Source organism: Paraperibacillus marinus, assembly GCF_046237605.1.
GTDB lineage: Bacteria > Bacillota > Bacilli > Bacillales > DSM-1321 > Paraperibacillus > Paraperibacillus marinus.
In genome coordinates, this window is record NZ_CP143542.1 from 2,281,551 (window position 1) to 2,296,734 (window position 15,184).

The 15,184-nt window shown below is 45.4% G+C and carries 14 protein-coding genes; 4 read left to right on the plus strand and 10 right to left on the minus strand.

Annotated elements, in window-relative coordinates; translation table 11 throughout:
• Nucleotides 1-445 precede the first annotated feature (445 nt).
• The 6 genes from V1498_RS11680 to V1498_RS11705 form a co-directional block, all read right to left on the minus strand.
• A complete protein-coding gene (locus V1498_RS11680) occupies nt 446-991 on the minus strand; it encodes a hypothetical protein (RefSeq protein ID WP_409293826.1) in 546 nt (181 codons plus the stop codon).
• Nucleotides 992-1,019: 28 nt separating this feature from the next.
• Complete coding sequence (coaW, locus tag V1498_RS11685) at nt 1,020-1,829, minus strand: type II pantothenate kinase (protein ID WP_409293827.1); 810 nt, start codon at nt 1,827-1,829, stop codon at nt 1,020-1,022.
• An 18-nt stretch (nt 1,830-1,847) separates the two neighbouring features.
• Nucleotides 1,848-4,982: an SbcC/MukB-like Walker B domain-containing protein gene (locus V1498_RS11690; protein WP_409293829.1), complete on the minus strand. Its 3,135-nt coding sequence runs from the start codon at nt 4,980-4,982 to the stop codon at nt 1,848-1,850.
• The gene (locus V1498_RS11695) at nt 4,982-6,124 is read right to left on the minus strand and encodes an exonuclease SbcCD subunit D (protein WP_409293831.1); all 1,143 of its coding nucleotides are present in this window, start codon (nt 6,122-6,124) and stop codon (nt 4,982-4,984) included. Before V1498_RS11695 ends, V1498_RS11690 begins: the two co-directional genes overlap by 1 nt.
• Before the next feature lie 689 nt (nt 6,125-6,813).
• Nucleotides 6,814-6,975, minus strand: a complete 162-nt coding sequence (locus tag V1498_RS11700) for a hypothetical protein (RefSeq protein ID WP_409293833.1) — start codon at nt 6,973-6,975, stop codon at nt 6,814-6,816.
• A 700-nt stretch (nt 6,976-7,675) separates the two neighbouring features.
• Nucleotides 7,676-8,080, minus strand: coding sequence for a VOC family protein (locus V1498_RS11705; RefSeq protein ID WP_409293834.1), 405 nt, complete (start codon nt 8,078-8,080; stop codon nt 7,676-7,678).
• 795 nt (nt 8,081-8,875) lie between these two features.
• Here V1498_RS11705 and V1498_RS11710 point away from each other — a divergent pair.
• The 4 genes from V1498_RS11710 (at nt 8,876) to V1498_RS11725 (ending at nt 11,216) form a co-directional block, all read left to right on the plus strand.
• Nucleotides 8,876-10,117: an ATP-binding protein gene (locus tag V1498_RS11710; protein WP_409293836.1), complete on the plus strand. Its 1,242-nt coding sequence runs from the start codon at nt 8,876-8,878 to the stop codon at nt 10,115-10,117.
• Between the two features lie 516 nt (nt 10,118-10,633).
• Nucleotides 10,634-10,819: a hypothetical protein gene (locus V1498_RS11715; RefSeq protein ID WP_409293837.1), complete on the plus strand. Its 186-nt coding sequence runs from the start codon at nt 10,634-10,636 to the stop codon at nt 10,817-10,819.
• A gap of 38 nt (nt 10,820-10,857) precedes the next feature.
• On the plus strand, nt 10,858-11,049 hold the full coding sequence (locus V1498_RS11720) for a hypothetical protein (RefSeq protein ID WP_409299260.1): 192 nt from the start codon (nt 10,858-10,860) through the stop codon (nt 11,047-11,049).
• Entirely contained in the window at nt 11,025-11,216 is a 192-nt protein-coding gene (locus tag V1498_RS11725; protein WP_409293838.1) for a DUF2268 domain-containing putative Zn-dependent protease, read from the plus strand. The genes V1498_RS11720 and V1498_RS11725 overlap by 25 nt, the downstream gene beginning before the upstream one ends.
• Nucleotides 11,217-11,260: 44 nt before the next feature.
• Here V1498_RS11725 and V1498_RS11730 read toward each other — a convergent pair whose 3' ends face one another.
• The 4 genes from V1498_RS11730 to cysI form a co-directional block, all read right to left on the minus strand.
• Entirely contained in the window at nt 11,261-12,079 is an 819-nt protein-coding gene (locus tag V1498_RS11730) for a hypothetical protein (RefSeq protein ID WP_409293840.1), read from the minus strand.
• A gap of 4 nt (nt 12,080-12,083) precedes the next feature.
• Entirely contained in the window at nt 12,084-12,674 is a 591-nt protein-coding gene (locus tag V1498_RS11735; RefSeq protein WP_409293842.1) for an AAA family ATPase, read from the minus strand.
• Nucleotides 12,675-12,783: 109 nt separating this feature from the next.
• Complete coding sequence (locus V1498_RS11740) at nt 12,784-13,380, minus strand: nitroreductase family protein (protein ID WP_409293844.1); 597 nt, start codon at nt 13,378-13,380, stop codon at nt 12,784-12,786.
• Between the two features lie 61 nt (nt 13,381-13,441).
• Nucleotides 13,442-15,160 (minus strand): assimilatory sulfite reductase (NADPH) hemoprotein subunit, encoded by a 1,719-nt coding sequence (gene cysI, locus V1498_RS11745; protein WP_409293846.1) that lies wholly within the window; start codon nt 15,158-15,160, stop codon nt 13,442-13,444.
• Nucleotides 15,161-15,184 lie beyond the last annotated feature (24 nt).

Sequence of the window (15,184 nt, forward strand, 5' to 3'; positions counted from 1 at the left end):
TGCAAAGTTAGCAGATGAATAATACTTTGTTTTCAACTGGATCATTCCCTCACCCTTATCATTCAACCCAAACCCGCTTCCCTTTATTAACAGTTGAGCTTTATCTGCATCAGCTTTTACTATTCTCCCTTTGTATCTACCTTTGGATTGGCCGGGTCTTCAACGGTTTGCTGATAACAAGCAGAAAATATAGATAAGACGTTTTTTTATTATAGTTTCGTAATCAACTGCTTCTGTCAGCGATGAAGGCCTTTTTATTCCCACTATTTCATCCAAAAGGCCTTCACCCCTATGAAGACCTTTTCACTCCCGTTTCTTTGTCCAAAAGACCTTCCTATCACTTTCCCACTCCAGCAATTCCATCCAGAGACCCCTTCCTCCAGAGAACAGCACCCCAGCCGCTCCCCTTCAACAAAAAAACCAGCCATGAATCCGGCTGGAGTTTTTAATAAAAATCGGATCTGTTGTCCACTTTGATTTTGTTTATGAAGTAATCGAGGTTTTGCCTGAAATACCGCTGATTGACGAAGACGATAATTATCAGGATAGCAGTTAAGCAGAATAAAATGAGCGATCCTCTAGACCATGAGTGAAAGTAAAATAAAGTAATCAGGGTGATGCAGGAAAGAATGCAGCTTGTAGTCAAAGCCCTCAGTGCATGAACCTGACCGAGCCGGTAACTATATATTCTTTGCACCTCTGGCCTGCCGTCAATGATGATGCGGTCGACACTGTATTCGCGGTGGAAATAAACTTCCCGCTTATTCCAGATGATGAAGCCGAATAGCATGCTGATTTGATGGATGATATTGCCGAGAATGATCCCAAGTCCTGTGAGCAAAGCGGCCAGGCCAAGATCCGTTATAGCAAGGCTTTTCAGGTATCCAGTCAGAGCTGCCCGGTCATCAATGAGGAAATAGGCAGCAATGATGGTCAGATACAGCCATCCAGGTATGCCCCACCTTATTAAATGTTTCGCTTCAAAATTCATAATAAAGCCCCTTCATTGCTCCAATAGTTTAAGAGAGCAGAGCACCGATTGCCCCGCTGTATTCCCCGCGTTCCAGTTCATGATACCGGAAGCCGAAGATTTCCGTTACTGCCTTCAGGCTTTCTTTGAAATGAGGGCTGCCGGTTATGGTATTACCAATGTATAGAATATCCTGAACATCTTTTAGTCTGGCTGTTCCTGTGGATAGCAGCACCACGGTCTCAGCGATCATTCCGGTCAGTGCTGCCATTAGGTCTTCCTTTTTACTCCCATCCTGACCCGAGGCCTTGCCAAAGTTGCTGGCGGTAAAATGTCCGGGTATGGGCGGCTCGGCTGGAGCGTAAATATCTTTCACCTGGAGATCTACTGTGCCCCGGTGACCGTTTTCAGCGAGACTCATGATTTCCTTGAAATCCTGGCTGCCAGCCAGGATTGAAGCGAGTCCCATAAATGTGCCCCCTCCCATGCCAGAGCCGGCGAGCCTCTCGGATTCATCGGCCGAAATATAGTGGATGCTTGTCCCAGTCCCGATATTGGCAAGGATGAAGCCTTTTTTCATCAAAGGGCTGGAGGCTCCGAGCAGATGCTTCACCCCTTGAGTGACAGCCGCGAATTCGTCGATCATCTGAACCCTTGCGCCCCCGAGTTGATCCTGTATGAATGCAGCCCTTCCGCCTGTCAATTTGAACTCTGCCCCGGGTGCCAGGAAGCTGATCCATTCCAACAGGGAATGAAGCTCAGAGTAAGGGTACTTTTTTACATGAAGGTGTCCTCTTTCATAGTAGGCTGCCTTCAAGAGAGTTCCGCCGGCATCCATTCCCACAATGGTTGTTCCCATGTTCCCGCCCCCCATATATTAGTTGGTGAACTTGAATTCTGTATAGCTTCCTGCCTGTGTGGACGACACTTCCAGACAGACGTCGATCCGCTCTTTCAGCTCAGGCACATGCGAGATGACACCTACCAGCCGGCCGCTGCTCTGGATATCGACCAGTGCTTCCACGGCGTTATCTAATGATTCGGGATCGAGTGTCCCAAATCCTTCATCAATGAACATGGTTTCCAGGGAAACGCCGCCTGAGTACTGCTGGACCACATCGGCAAGACCAAGGGCGAGCGCCAGCGCCGCCTTGAAGCTCTCGCCGCCTGAGAGTGTTTTTACATGTCGCTCCTGGCCTGTATATTGATCATAGACAGAAAGCTCGAGACCGCTCTGGATGTTCCTTCGTGTTGGATCAACCTTCCGGATCAGCTGATATCTTCCCCCTGTCATCTTGCCCAGCCTGCCATTTGCCTGGGCGAGGATATCATCGAGGAAAGCCGCCAGCACATATCTTTCAAAAGTGATTCTGAATGGATTTTGTCCGCGCGATACTTCATAAAGATGGCCGATTACTTTATACTTTTCATCGAGTTCCTTCTGTTGGGAGAGCATGTTTGAAAGCTTCTGCTCAATCCTCCTGTTTTCCTCAAGCCCCATCAATATCTGCCGGCTTTCATTACGCAGCTCATCAAGCTCCAGGCTGACAGCCCTGAAGGTTTCTTTCAACGAATCAATGTCCGGCACTTCCATACCGGCCAGCTTCATATTCAAATCATCCAGAAGCCCGGTCACCTGATTATACTGCTGTTCATATGCTGCGAGTGCATCTTCCAGTCTTTTCAGTTCGTCTGCTGTTTTTTTTGCTGAAGTATAGTCACCATATTTCATGAAGCCCTGTGTTTTCATGTCTTCCTGGAACCGGCTTCGTTCTTCTTCAAGCTCTGTTTTTAATTCCTGGTGCCGCTGAGTTGTAGAGGCAAGCAGGGCCTCCACGGTAGAATGCTCCTGCCTGGCTGCCTGCAGTCGTTCAGCCGATTTCTCCAGCGCAATCTGCAGCTTCTTCAGCTGATGTGATGCAGAGGATAGTTCTGCCTGGAATGCTTTCTCTGTGCGGATGCTCTCCGGAACGGATGCTTTCATGTTTTGGAGCTTAGCCTCCGTATCCATGAAATCTTTGCGGGACCTTTCTTCTTCTGAAGAATAACTCTTCAATTTTTCCCTGACAGCGTTTCTTTCCTCTTTGACCCGGGCGATATTCGCTATGATAGTCGGCAGCATTCCTTTTTGATGTTCAAGCCCCGTCAGTATTTTTGTAAGCTCCGCCGCTTCCATCATCAATTGTTGCTGAAGGTCCTGAAGCCCCTCCCCTTCAAAATGTGGAATGCTTTCCTTCAATGTGGCAATTCGTTCTTCCAGGATCTTAGCTGCTGCTTCATAGGCAGAACTTGCTCCATAAAAAGCGCCCTCACCCTGGGATTTCTTTAGTTCAGCCGCTGTAAACAGCTCTTTTGCCGCAGTTATTTCCTCTTCTTTCGGCAGTCCTTCAAGGGCGGCTGCCGGCGCCGGATGGTGGGTGGAGCCGCATACCGCACAAGGCGTACCGTCCTCAAGGGTGGCAGCCAGGATCCCCGCATGCGACTTTCTCCACAGCTCTTCCAGGTGTTCAAGGCGTTCCTTAGCCTGACGCAGCTCTTCTGATTGCTGCTTTAAGATCTGCTCGGACTGTGCAAGCTTTTGTTCTGCGGCTTTGGCGTCCGCGGTGCTTCTTTTGATTTTATCGAGCTCGGTCAGAACATGCTTATGTTTTTCAAAAGCACGTTCCTTTTCAGAAAAGAGCAGCGCGGCCTTGTCACTTTCTTCTTTTTGTTTATAAAAGGCCTCTTCTTCTCTTTCCAGCTCCTCTGCCCTCTGCTCAGTTTTTTGCTTATGATCCTTAACGAGCATGAGCTTGTTCTTGAGCTTTTCGGTTTCCTGGAGAAGACCGGAAAATGCAGCCACAGATGCCTGGAGCCGCTGAAGTTCATGAACCCTTGCAGAGGCCGCTTCCCGTTCCGCACCCTTGGATAGCTCAGCCTCATGAAGGGATTCTGCTTCCTTCAAGGCGAGAGCCAGCTTCTGCTTCTGACTTTTCAGCCGTTCCGCTTCTTCTTCGGTGTGTTTAACACTGCGGCCGGCTTTCAGATAATACTCCTCCTGCTTTTCCAGCTGTGCGGCTTTTCCGGCAAGCAAGATGGTTTTTCTGATTTTGTCCGCTTCAGGTTTCTTCCCCTCGAGCTCTTCCTTCTTTTTGATAAGGCTGTCCCGTTCCTTCATTTTCAGAAGCAATTCTTCAGCCTGGTGGATGTTCTTTTGGATTTTATCTCTTTCTGATTGCTTGTCCTGTTCCTTTTTTGCGAGAGTTGCGAGTGCATTGCCTGAAAGGGTGATTTCCTCTGCAAGCAGACTTAATATCCGCAATTCATTCGGTTCTTCACTGTTCATTTCCTGCTGAAGATTTTCAGCCAGGGACGGCCGGATATCCCGGATGAGCCCTTTTCGCTCATTTTGGTTCGCTTCCGCCTGCTTTTTTAGAGAAGTTGCTTCTTCCCGCAGCTTTTCCTCAATCTGCTTATAAATTTCTGTATGAAAAAGGCGCTGGAGAATCACTTCTTTATCCTTGCTTTCAGAAGTCAGCAGCTTCCTGAATTCTCCCTGGGGAATCATGAGGATCTGCCTGAACTGATTGGCATCCAGTCCCATGATGATCTTAATTTTTTCATCCACATCCCTGACGTTTGCGCCGAGCAGCTCCCGCTCCCCGTTGTCCTTGATTTCGTAAAGCTCTGCCTTGGCCCCCGCCGTTGTGGTTCCTTCCCCCGACTTTTTCTTCCGCTCCTGCTGGGGGGAACGGCTGATGTAATAGAATTTTCCACGCAGGGAGAATTCGAGGGCAACTTCTGTCAGGACATCATCCTCGGCAAACTGGCTCCTCAGTTCATTCCCGCTCCGGTCTTCCCCGCTTGCCTTGCCATATATGGCGAAACTGAGTCCGTCAAAAATCGTGGTTTTGCCAGCCCCTGTCTTTCCGGAAATCACAAACATCGTCCGGCTGCCAAGTTCTGCGAAGTCGATTTCTTCTTTTTTTGCATAAGGCCCAAAAGCCTGCATCGTAAGCTTCAAAGGCTTCATCAGAAATCTCCCTCCCTTTTTGTCTTCTCAATGAGCGCTGTCATCACTGCGAGCTTGGAATCATCGAATTCCCGGTCCGTCATGCTCGCATAGAACGTCTGAAACAGATCAAGCTCCGACTTCTTTTCGTCCCTCTGCACGGAGAATGACTGTTTGCGGCGCTGATCGGTAAGATCCCACTTCCGCTCCAGGTGAAGGATATTCGGATACACCTGTCTCAGCTTCCCCATCGGATCAAGGATTGACCCTTCGTCTAAAAGAGTGACCTTTATGTAATCATCCAGTTTTTGAGACTGATAGAAAGAAATATCCAGCAGCTCGTCCAGATGACCTTCAATTTCCCTCATATCCCTTTGCGGCAGGAGCGAACGGCTCTCCATATCAAAGCTGCCGTCCCCTGACATAGTCACAACCGATACAGCCTTCTTCTGTTTTGCCTCTGAAAAAGAGTACTTCATCAGCGAGCCCGAATAAAAGACCTTCGGATGTGCGATGGCATCCGGAGAGTGAAGATGACCCAGTGCAGTATAATCAAAGCATTCAAAGAGGCCGGAAGAAACACAGCCAGAACCGCCAACCGACAGATTGCGCTCTGAATCCGAAACCTTGCCGCCGAGCACAAAAGCATGGCCGACCAGTACATTCGGTTCGCGGGCATTGAGTTTTTCCTCAATCCTGCCAATGAGCGCCTTCATTGCATCCTGGTGGCTCTGGATGCTGTCATCCTCAAGCAGATGCCGGACCATTCCCGGCTCGGCATAAGGAATGCTGTAAAAGTTCACTCCGCCAATCTGAACAGGGTCAAAATTCCGCGAAAGCTTTCCCTGGATGAATAACCGGCTTTCTCTATACCAGCTTGTCCCAAAGGAAAGCCTTTCCGCACTGTCATGATTGCCCGCAATGGCCACAATCGGTATTTTCATTTCAACATTGATTTTATATAGGATTTCATCAAGCAGCTCGACCGCTTCTGTCGGCGGCACGGAACGGTCATACAGGTCGCCTGCAATCACCACCGCATCGGGCTGTTCTTCTTCAACAAGCTGGATGAATTGCAGCAGCATCCTGCGCTGTTCCTCAGTCATATGAATCCCGTGGACTATTTTTCCTAAATGCCAATCGGCAGTATGTATAAATTTCATTATTTCACCTCATAGTGTTTCAACAATAAGTTCCGAAGCGGCACTCATTCTATTTGCCTTCTATTATAGCAAAAATCCTGGGGAAACACAGCAGCGGGACGAACGCACGTTTCCAAATTACGCAAAAAGGGGCTTCTTTTGCCGTGTAATTATGCGCACCAAGTGTGCCTTTTATATGTGAAGTTGAAACATAATAGAAACACAAAAACGACAAATAAATGCATCAAATAAATGCAACTTTAAAAGCTGTTGCAGATGCAGGAAATAACGGTTTAAAAAAATGGGGGTGAAAGATTCCTCTCCGATTGCAATTCAATTATGCTCTTTTTAGTGAAACAACCGACCTTAAGGACATGGACGATATTCCAGCTGACGAACTCATTAATAATATTGAGTAACCCTATATTCAAAAGCACTCTTTTTTAACTGCCAACGCCACGTGATCGGTGGAAAGGTTTTAAATGATAATCTTCAGGCGATTGAACTCGAAAAACAACCAGTGAAATCAAAAGACAAGATCCTGTTATTGTTACCTGGCAGGCCTTGCGATCGGAGTCATGCAAAAGATAAGAAAGATAAGATTGGCATATCATACGATCCTTCAGCTGCCTTGCCGGTAAGCACGATGACTCAAGCCAACGTAATGGCCCATGCAAATCGTTATATGAGCACTCAAAAGTCATTTTCCATCATCCATCCGGAAGGAATGTAATGGTCACATTAAAATTGAATACTGCAAATGCCTTTCTGAAGGTGCCAGCAGCTGCTTGGGGGTCGTGTTCGATGAAAACGGAAAAATCATTGAACAGAAAATTGAAGCAGCCGACAAAATCATGAAAGTAAACTTCCAACATTGCTTCCTTTTGAAATTGGAGCTGGCAGAACGGAAATCGTTGTAACGGAAGGGATAAAATTTAATCCGAAGCTTTCAGAGAGGTTAATTTTGGGGTTAAGCAAACAATTCTTGAGATCTTTTAAACGCTGGGATCGGGACCACCCTCGTAAATCCATTGATAGCATGGCTGGATTTAATGAAAATTTTGATCCGGGACACCCTCGCCACAGTGAGCTAAAGCAGAAATCGTAAACAGGCGTGTACAGCTGGCGCAAAGAATCTGCAGCGTGATCATAAATAAAATCCTTGAATTGAAAAGATGATCCGTATGTATTCATTTATGGCGCCGGCAGCTGTCTTAAAGGACAACTTGCAAAAATCTTTGATACAAAAGGACATACAACGAATGTAACCTTCCTGTCTGCACCTATGTTTGTCAATCCAGGCGGCTTCCTTGTTTATACTTACTCACCATGTTATGAACAGCAATAGGAATCAGGTGTTACAGCCAATGACCCGAAATCGGAATAAGGATTAGGCGGTCGGATCAATATTTATTTAAGCCGTGAAATCCCGCCTGAATGTATTGACTTGATCAACAAACAATCAGACTTATCTAGTTTTTTCTTCTTTGACTCTCTGTAATAATAAAGAAAAGGGTGTTATCTGAAAACAGGCATGGCTGAATAAACCACCACGCCTGTTTTTTCATATCTTTAACTAACGGTAAACATCCAAGTAACTCCAAACTTATCCTGGACAGATCCATGCAGTTTAGCAAAGAATGCCGGCTGAAGGTCCATTTGGACTTTGCCCCCGTCTTTTAGGGCGTTCCAAGCTTTTTTAGCCTGATCTTCTGAATCAAGCTCGACACTGATACTTACCTTCCCGCCGTTCCCTGGGTCTCTTTTAGAATCTGAACCCATGATCAGGCCTGTTTCAGTCAGTTTTAATTCGGAATGCAATACAAGGTTCCGGTCATCTTCATTTATTGGAAAATCCGGATTCGGAGGCATATCTCCATATTTTTGCAGAGAGAGTATTTCTCCATCAAAAGCCGTCTGGTAAAGTGTAAATGCCTCTTCACACTCTCTATTAAACATTAAATAAGGCTTAATCATTTCTATTCTCCTTCTGGCTCAGCCATTGTTATTTTATACTTATATTCATTATATACGAACGTTCGTTCTTCATTCAATTCCTTTATAAATAATTTTTGAAAAAAAGTAATAAGTGGAATTTTACCTTCTTGAGCTACAGGGACTTATTTACGATAAGAAAAAAACTTCTCTCCCATGTCGAAAACAGAACAATACATCATCAGCTGGATCTTATACTAACCAAAATATAACCGCTTAACCGCAGATTTTTGGAAGATTACCTTATTGGGAGACGACTCCAGTTTATTATGTTACAGCTGCATTTCTTCCTTTAATAGGTGGTCAGCCAACTTCAAAACTTTCTGTACAGTCTGTCGTGCTGCCCGAAATAGCTTTTACATGCTTTCATAATTGATTTACTAGGTTTTATAAATGTTCGGAACCAGCTCTGAGAACTACTTGGAAGAAGATCGACTTTATTATTCGGCTTTTTCAGACGGCTTAAGCCGTTCCTTCTCAGGCTCACGGATCTTCCCTCGGTCATAATAGTTTTTCCTTTTTGCCCATCATAGTTCAATCCCCTGTTCGGTTAATTTTACTTTTACCGGGCATTTCTTCAACTTGCTTATAAGATTGACTATAGGATTAAAATCATGAAGAGACAAATGGAGCATGCATATCCATGCCTTTACGAGGTTGATAATATGCCTGTACCATAGAGCCTTAAAATGTTGGGACAAGAGGGTATTTTTTTCATTTTCGGAAGCTGGTTTTATGCTATGATATAGAAAATCAATGAAACTACGAGGTCTATATATGAATTTTATGGGTCAGCTGGTTTTAATTCTTATTTCGGTAGGATTCACCCTATATCAGACAATCGTTCATCAGAAACCTTTTTTTACCTTGGACTTTTTTGCATTCACAGTGATTGCCTGGATTGCCGGCTGGCAGTATGATCGTTCCCGGCTTCACTACAAAAAAGCTCAGGAAAATGAAGAAGGCTACAAAAGACTGCTCGATTTCCTGCCAAGATCCGTAGTCATCCACCATAACGGAAAGATTTTATATGCCAATCAGGCTGCAGCCAGGCTAATCGGTGCCAAAAGCAGGGATGATTTAATTGCATCAAGCCTGATGGACTGGATCATGCCGGAAGCAAAGGAAAAACTCGCTCTCAGGATCAAGCAGATACATAAGGAAAATAAATGCCTGGATACTTATGAATATAAATTGAAGCGGCAGGACGGCACGATGTTTTATTTTGAAGCTTCCTCCATTAGCATCACCTTCGCTTCAAAGAATGCCATTTTGACCATCGGGAAAGACGTGACGGAGCGTAAGGAAGAGACCGACCGCCTTCTACAAAAATCAGAGAAACTTGCCCTGCTTGGCCAAATGGCAGCGGGAATTGCCCACGAAATCCGGAATCCGCTGACATCCATCAAAGGCTTTATCCAGCTCTTCAAGAATAACCATCTCAAGGAAGAGTATGTGGATATTGTCCTTTCTGAACTCGAACGGATCAACTCGATCGTCGGTGAATTCCTGGTGCTCGCCAAACCGACTGCGGCTGTTCTTGCGGAACAGGATGTGAAATTGCTCGTAAAAGATGTGGTAACACTCATTAACACCCAATCCATCCTTAATAATGTCCAGATATTCGTGGAGCTTGAAAGCGAGCTTCCCAAAATCAGCTGTGAAGAAAAGCAGCTGAAACAGGTGTTTCTCAATCTGCTGAAGAACTCGATCGAAGCGATGCCTACAGGAGGAAATATCGATGTAAAAGTCACAAAGCCGGATGGCGATTTTATTTCCATCAAGATCATCGATCAGGGAATCGGTATTCCGCAGGAGCGCATCGCCACACTCGGCGAACCCTTTTATACCACCAAGGAAAAAGGAACAGGCCTCGGTCTCATGACATGCTTCAAGATCATTGAAGCCCATAACGGCGAACTAAAAATAGACAGCGTCGTCAATCAGGGCACCACCATTGAAGTGATCCTGCCTGCCCTTTCTCCTTCCTATCACAACATTGAACTCAACAAAATATAAACGGCACCGCCAAGATGGCGGTGCCGTTTTTGTGTGCGGACTTTTATCAGGGGCTAACTATCGTACAATATCCAAAAATACCATATTATGGTATAATTTAATATATGACTATTAAAATAAAATAGTAGGGGGGAAATAGTATTAAGGAAAATTTTAGTTATACTGTTATCTGTTTTCTGCTTTGCTGCAGGCGGCTGTTCATACCAGGACTCTAATGAAGTTAAAAGCCAAGAGGAAAAGCCAGCCCTAAAGGTCACACGTTTTTCACATGAAAACCAGCAGTTCAAGATCATCCCTTTCTTCAACCCATTCATGCAGTATACGGAAGCAGCAGGCAAGGAATCTCAATCAAGTGAGCAGGAATTATATGAAAATAAAATTCTAAAATCATTTCGAAACACAATAATCAAATTCAATTTGGAGCAGACTTACAATTATTCTTCCTATTTAACACCTTCCCTTGACTTACAAAAACTCAAAGATGACACTGCCAAACTCCTTAACCGGAAGGATATTATGAAAGCCATTAAAGAAGCTCTGATCCAATCCTCTAAGGCCCTGCCCGGCGGAGAAAAAAACGTCATCGTGATGCCGGCCAACCCCGAATGGCCACTGGAAGAAACAAATGGAATCGCAGCCTTTACGGTAAGTAAAAATTTCATTTTACTTCAAGTTCAGCCTTCCGTTACTAAAAATATATAAAATATACCGTGGCACACGAATATCATCACACGATGATGATGGAGAAAAACGCGGTAGGCAGTGCAGTGCTCGATGGAGTCCTCTTTGAAGGCAGAGGCGAAGCCTTCGCAAATATGCTGTACCCTGAAACAGGAGTTCAATTTACCAGAACTATAGGTGATACTTTCTTAGAAGATGCTTTCACCATGAAAAAGATTCCTATGACATGCAAGTCTACGCTGATTTTATGAATGGAAGTGAATCCAAACACATTCCGCCATTTTCAAATTATACAATCGGCTACAAAATCATGCAGAGTTATCTGCAAAAAAATCCACAGGTGAAAACCAATGAGTGGACCGTCCTGAACCCAAAGGAAATCTTGCAGAACAGCGATTACCCATACTTACTGAAGTAGAGTGATATGTACATACAGAAAGCAGCGCCCCGCTCGGTCGTAAATTATCTTTTACGATCATTTTTTCGTCCCCACGGGCTCTTTTTGGTTCTAATCATTCCTTTACAACCTTTTTGCCTTCTCCAAGGACTCTTTTTAGTTCTAATCATTCCTTTACAACCATTTTTTCTACTCCGTAGGGTCTTTTTGGTTCTAATCATTCCTTTACAACCATTTTTCGTTATCCGTAGGGTCTTTTTGGTTTTAATCTCTCCTTTACAACTATTTTTCGTTATCCGCAGAGCCTTTTTGGTTCTAATCATTCCTTTACAACCATTTCTCCTTCTCCGCAGGCCCTTTTTGGTTCTAATCATTCCTTTACAACCATTTTTCGTTATCCGCAGGGTCTTTTTGGTTCTAATCATCCTTTTACAATCATTTTTCCTACTCCGCAGGCCATTTTTGGTTCTAATCATTCCTTTACAACCATTTTTCCTACTCCGCAGGCCATTTTTGGTTCTAATCATTCCTTTACAATCATTTTTCCTACTCCGCAGGCCATTTTTGGTTCTAATCATTCCTTTACAACCATTTTTCCTACTCCGCAGGCCATTTTTGGTTCTAATCATTCCTTTACAACCATTTTTCGTTATCCGCAGGGTCTTTTTGGTTCTAATCATCCCTTTACAACCATTTTTCCTTCTCCGCAGGCCATTTCTGGTTCTAATCATTCCTTTACAACCATTTTTTCTACTCCGCAGGGTCTTTTTGGTTCTAATCATTCCTTTACAACCATTTTTTCGTCTCCGCAGGCTCTTTTTGGTTCTAATCATTCCATTACAACCATTTTTTCTACTCCGCAGGGTCTTTTTGGTTCTAATCATTCCATTACAACCATTTCTCCTTCTCCGCGTGCTGTTTTTGGTCGTAATTGATTTTCGTTATCTTACTGATGACGTCCTGAACTTCGCCGCTGCTTTTTATTTCAAAAAAATAATCCGCTTCATCCTTCGAAGGTGCTCCCTTATCCATCTGCAGGGATTCGGCCGACTGCCTGGCAAGCACTTCCTGGAAACTCGCAGCACTTCTGAAAATATTAGTGCTGCGGCTGCTGTTCCTTACTCTTGCACTGAGGATGTCTTCACTTATTTGAAAAGAAGCAAGAACGGTTGTAAATCCTTGATTCTGGTAATATCTTAGTAAAGCAAGACGCCCCTTTCGGCTGAGGTTAGAGCTGCAGATGATGAGATGGAGATCTGTCTCCTTCACTGCATAGTCGGCAATGGTCTGGGTGATGGCATATTTAATGGTATTAGGACCATCCAAGGGCAATAATTTTCTATAATAAGTATTAATGAATGCTGCGTGATTGTCCTGGTCGATCACAATGGAATGGTCTAATTTCTGTTCTAATTTTCTTGCAAATGTGGTCTTCCCGCTATGTGTTTTTCCTGCTGTGATGACTGCGATTCTCTTCATAAAAACCCTCCATCAGCTAAAATTCTCTAACCAGTTTAACATGAATGATCAGTTTCAATAAAAAGCAAAAAACCTGGATCCAAGACCGATCCAGGCTCGTTATGCAATATTAGAATGTGCCTTCCAGCACGACTTCGCTAAGCGGTTTCCTGCCGCTTGGCACTTCCCTTGCCTGAAGGGCCTCGCTTAAGGATTCTTTCTCTCCGCGATAACCGAGGGCAATGACAGCATGAAGCTCTATATGTTCGGGTACATTGAGTGCCTTGCGGGCAGCTTCCCGGTCAAAGCCGCCGATTGCATGGGTGCTTATGCCGAGCAATCCGGCCTGAAGGGAAAGATACCCCCAGGCAGCTCCCGCATCAAAAGCATGAGCTCCATTAGCGTCTCCATTTTCCCGTTTCGTATCCGAAGCAAGCATGATGAGGACCGGCGCCTTTTCTGCCCAGCTTAGATTGAATGGGCTCAAGAATTGGTGAAATGCCTTCAGCTGCTCTTCCGATTTAGCCACAACAAACCGCCATGGCTGGTCATTATACGATGAAGCCGCCCAGTGTCCGGCTTCCAGAATTTTATATAAGTCTTCATCCGTTATCTTTTGTTCGGTAAACGCACGCGGTGACCATCTATTTAAAAAGAGCGCATCCACCCCATATTCCGCTTTGCGGCTTTCCTTTACTTCTGGATCAAGCTGTCCATTTTGAACCATATGAATCCCCTCTTTCCATATACAGGTAAAGAAAGACAGGCTTCCCTGTCTTTCTCAGTTATCAGTCATGAAAATTCGTGCCATCCGTTGTCGCCTTGATAATGCCGGCGCGTATGACGAAGTCGCCGAAGTGCTCGCCTTCATTGCGTTCCTTTGCATAGCGAGGAAGCAGGATGTCCAATTCTTTTAGAATTTCTTCTTCCCCAATGTTTTCTCTGTGCATCTTGCTGAGACGGCTGCCGTCAAAGGCTGCGCCAAGATACATATTGTATTTGCCCGGTGCTTTCCCGATGAATCCAATCTCAGCAAGCGCATGGCGGGCACAGCCATTCGGGCAGCCTGTCATGCGGATCGTGATTTCTTTATCACGCAGCCCTGCACGGTCAACAATGTCATCAATTTTATCAACCAGGGATGGAAGATAGCGCTCAGCTTCTGCCATGGCGAGTCCGCAGGTAGGAAGGGCCACACAGGCAATGGAGCTTCGGCGAAGCGCGGAAAACTTGCTGCCATCTGTCAGGCCGAATGCCTCAAGAAGAGCCGTAATTTGTTTTTTCTTCTGACTTGATACATTGCCGATAATCAGGTTTTGGTTGGAAGTAAGGCGGAAGTCCCCACTATGGACTTTCGCAATCTCACGAAGGCCGGTCTTCAGCTTATATTGCTCATAATCAGCCACTCTTCCGCCTTCAATGAACATAGTGAAATGCCATTTTCCGTTGATCCCTTTAACCCAGCCATACCGGTCGCCATTGCTTTCAAATGCATAGGGGCGTGCTTCCATCAGGCTCCAGCCGAGACGGTTCTCGATCTCTGCTGTGATATTTTCCAGGCCCAGGCGGTCGACCGTATATTTAAAACGGGCATTCTTACGGACAGACCGGTTGCCATAATCCCTCTGAATGGTGATGATCTTTTCGGCCACTTCAAGGATAGAATCCGGCGTACAGAATCCAATAACCTTTGCCACCTGAGGATAAGTTGCCTTATCTCCATGGCTCATACCCATACCGCCGCCGATTGCAATGTTGAAGCCGATCAGTTTTCCGTCCTCAACGATGGCGATGAAGCCGAGGTCCTGGGAGAAAACATCGATATCATTTGATGGAGGCACGGCAATTCCTATTTTGAATTTCCGGGGCAGATAGAGAGGTCCGTACATTGGCTCAATATCTTCACTCTCCGGTGTTCCCGCAACTTTTTCCTCATCGAGCCAGATTTCATGGTAGGCACGTGTTCGCGGGAGAAGATAGTCGCTCAGTTTTTTTGACCATTCATAAACTTCTGCGTGAATCTCCGATTGATACGGATTGGATGTGCACATCACGTTCCTGTTCACATCGCCGCAGGCAGCGATGGTATCCATCAGAGAAGCATGAATTCCCTGAATGGTCTTTTTCATATTCCATTTCAAGATGCCATGCATCTGGAAGGTTTCACGGGTGGTTAGTTTTAGGGTTCCGTTGCCATACTTTTCGGCCAGGTCATCCATGACCAGCCATTGATCTGGCGAAGCCACTCCGCCCGGCAGCCGGACGCGGAGCATGAATTGGTAAGCAGGCTCAAGCTTCTGCTTTTGCCGCTCGTTCCTTAAGTCCCGGTCATCCTGAAGATAGCTGCCGTGATGCTTCATCAGTCGGTTATCATCCTCGGGGATGCCTGCGCTGATTTGATCCAGCATCACTTCCTTCAATGTCCCGCGTAAAAAATCACTTCGTTCTTTAATTCCTTCTACGTCACTTGGCGCTCCTTCTGGCGCTTTCAGTATCGGGTTCACCATGTTGAGATGCTCCTTTCTGTGTAA

Excerpts from the sequence above, each read along its gene's own strand:
- coaW (WP_409293827.1), bottom strand. The coding sequence starts at position 1,829 with ATGGGAACAACCATTGTGGGAATGGATGCCGGCGGAACTCTCTTGAAG.
- V1498_RS11740 (WP_409293844.1), bottom strand. The coding sequence starts at position 13,380 with ATGGTTCAAAATGGACAGCTTGATCCAGAAGTAAAGGAAAGCCGCAAA.
- V1498_RS11690 (WP_409293829.1), bottom strand. The coding sequence starts at position 4,982 with ATGAAGCCTTTGAAGCTTACGATGCAGGCTTTTGGGCCTTATGCAAAA.
- V1498_RS11725 (WP_409293838.1), top strand. The coding sequence starts at position 11,025 with ATGCAAGTCTACGCTGATTTTATGAATGGAAGTGAATCCAAACACATT.
- V1498_RS11710 (WP_409293836.1), top strand. The coding sequence starts at position 8,876 with ATGAATTTTATGGGTCAGCTGGTTTTAATTCTTATTTCGGTAGGATTC.
- V1498_RS11695 (WP_409293831.1), bottom strand. The coding sequence starts at position 6,124 with ATGAAATTTATACATACTGCCGATTGGCATTTAGGAAAAATAGTCCAC.
- V1498_RS11715 (WP_409293837.1), top strand. The coding sequence starts at position 10,634 with ATGAAAGCCATTAAAGAAGCTCTGATCCAATCCTCTAAGGCCCTGCCC.
- cysI (WP_409293846.1), bottom strand. The coding sequence starts at position 15,160 with ATGGTGAACCCGATACTGAAAGCGCCAGAAGGAGCGCCAAGTGACGTA.
- V1498_RS11730 (WP_409293840.1), bottom strand. The coding sequence starts at position 12,079 with ATGATTAGAACCAAAAAGACCCTGCGGAGTAGAAAAAATGGTTGTAAT.
- V1498_RS11705 (WP_409293834.1), bottom strand. The coding sequence starts at position 8,080 with ATGATTAAGCCTTATTTAATGTTTAATAGAGAGTGTGAAGAGGCATTT.
- V1498_RS11735 (WP_409293842.1), bottom strand. The coding sequence starts at position 12,674 with ATGAAGAGAATCGCAGTCATCACAGCAGGAAAAACACATAGCGGGAAG.
- V1498_RS11680 (WP_409293826.1), bottom strand. The coding sequence starts at position 991 with ATGAATTTTGAAGCGAAACATTTAATAAGGTGGGGCATACCTGGATGG.
- V1498_RS11720 (WP_409299260.1), top strand. The coding sequence starts at position 10,858 with ATGGAGAAAAACGCGGTAGGCAGTGCAGTGCTCGATGGAGTCCTCTTT.